The organism is Alcaligenes sp. EGD-AK7 (assembly GCF_000465875.3).
GTDB classification, from domain to species: domain Bacteria; phylum Pseudomonadota; class Gammaproteobacteria; order Burkholderiales; family Burkholderiaceae_B; genus Alcaligenes; species Alcaligenes phenolicus.
In genome coordinates this window covers 1-2,107 of sequence record NZ_AVOG02000016.1, presented here as the reverse complement: position 1 = coordinate 2,107, position 2,107 = coordinate 1, and the positions used below count along the sequence as shown (strand labels likewise).

At 52.0% G+C, this 2,107-nt stretch carries 1 rRNA gene; it reads right to left on the bottom strand.

Annotated elements, in window-relative coordinates:
* Window positions 1-2,096, bottom strand: a 23S ribosomal RNA gene (locus N879_RS10870); the annotation flags it as partial.
* Window positions 2,097-2,107 lie beyond the last annotated feature (11 nt).

The window sequence follows — 2,107 nt, the reverse complement described above, 5'->3', positions numbered from 1 at the left end:
CCTACACAGGCCGGTTCACAATCCAATGCAAAGCTACAGTAAAGGTTCATGGGGTCTTTCCGTCTAGCCGCGGGGAGATTGCATCATCACAACCATGTCAACTTCGCTGAGTCTCAGGAGGAGACAGTGTGGCCATCGTTACGCCATTCGTGCAGGTCGGAACTTACCCGACAAGGAATTTCGCTACCTTAGGACCGTTATAGTTACGGCCGCCGTTTACCGGGGCTTCGATCAAGAGCTTGCACCCCATCACTTAACCTTCCGGCACCGGGCAGGCGTCACACCCTATACGTCCACTTTCGTGTTTGCAGAGTGCTGTGTTTTTAGTAAACAGTCGCAGCCACCGATTCACTGCGGCCTCTTCATGCTTTGTGCGCAGGCACATCACACTAATGAGGCATACCTTCTCCCGAAGTTACGGTATTAATTTGCCGAGTTCCTTCTCCTGAGTTCTCTCAAGCGCCTTGGAATATTCATCCCGTCCACCTGTGTCGGTTTGCGGTACGGTCTCGTAGAGCTGAAGCTTAGAGGCTTTTCTTGGAACTGCTTCCAGTTAGTTTAGAGCCGAAGCTCTATCCAGTCACACCCTTGAATTACGCACCCGGATTTGCCTAAGTGCCTTCTATGATGCGCCAACGGGGACATCCAACACCCCGATAACATTCTGCAATCCGTCCCCCCATCGCACTCTACGACGGTGCGGGAATATTAACCCGCTTCCCATCAGCTACGCATCTCTGCCTCGCCTTAGGGGCCGACTCACCCTGCGCCGATGAACGTTGCGCAGGAAACCTTGGACTTACGGCGAGGGGGCTTTTCACCCCCTTTATCGCTACTCATGTCAGCATTCTCACTTCCGATACCTCCAGCATTCCTCACGGAACACCTTCACAGGCTTACGGAACGCTCTCCTACCATGTGTACAAAGTACACATCCGCAGCTTCGGTCTATGGCTTAGCCCCGTTACATCTTCCGCGCAGGACGACTCGATCAGTGAGCTATTACGCTTTCTTTAAAGGATGGCTGCTTCTAAGCCAACCTCCTGACTGTCTATGCCTTCCCACTTCGTTTCCCACTTAGCCATAGTTAGGGACCTTAGCTGGCGGTCTGGGTTGTTTCCCTCTTGAGTCCGGACGTTAGCACCCGGTGCTCTGTCTCCCGTACTGTACTTGCCGGTATTCGGAGTTTGCCATGGGTTGGTAAGTCGCTGTGACCCCCTAGCCATAACAGTGCTCTACCCCCGGCAGTAATATACGAGGCACTACCTAAATAGTTTTCGGAGAGAACCAGCTATCTCCAGGCTTGTTTAGCCTTTCACTCCGATCCACAGCTCATCCCCTAATTTTTCAACATTAGTGGGTTCGGTCCTCCAGCACGTGTTACCGTGCCTTCAACCTGGCCATGGATAGATCGCCTGGTTTCGGGTCTACACCCAGCGACTGAATCGCCCTATTCGGACTCGCTTTCGCTACGCCTCCCCTATTCGGTTAAGCTTGCCACTGAATGTAAGTCGCTGACCCATTATACAAAAGGTACGCAGTCACACCACGAAGGTGCTCCTACTGTTTGTATGCATACGATTTCAGGATCTATTTCACTCCCCTTCCGGGGTTCTTTTCGCCTTTCCCTCACGGTACTGGTTCACTATCGGTCGATCACGAGTATTTAGCCTTGGAGGATGGTCCCCCCATATTCAGACAGGATTTCACGTGTCCCGCCCTACTTGTTCGATGCTTAGTTCCACGTACTGAATTTCGCCTACAGGGCTATCACCTGCTACGGCTGGACTTTCCATTCCATTCGACTATTCACTACGCTAAAACATCCAGGCTGGTCCGGTTTCGCTCGCCACTACTTCCGGAATCTCGGTTGATTTCTTTTCCTCGAGTTACTGAGATGGTTCAGTTCACTCGGTTCGCCTCCACATGCCTATGTATTCAGCATGGGATACCGTATTACTACGGTGGGTTTCCCCATTCGGACATCTACGGATCAAAGCTTGTTTGCCAGCTCCCCGTAGCTTTTCGCAGGCTACCGCGTCCTTCATCGCCTGTGATCGCCAAGGCATCCATCATATGCACTTATTCGCTTGATCCTATAACGCTT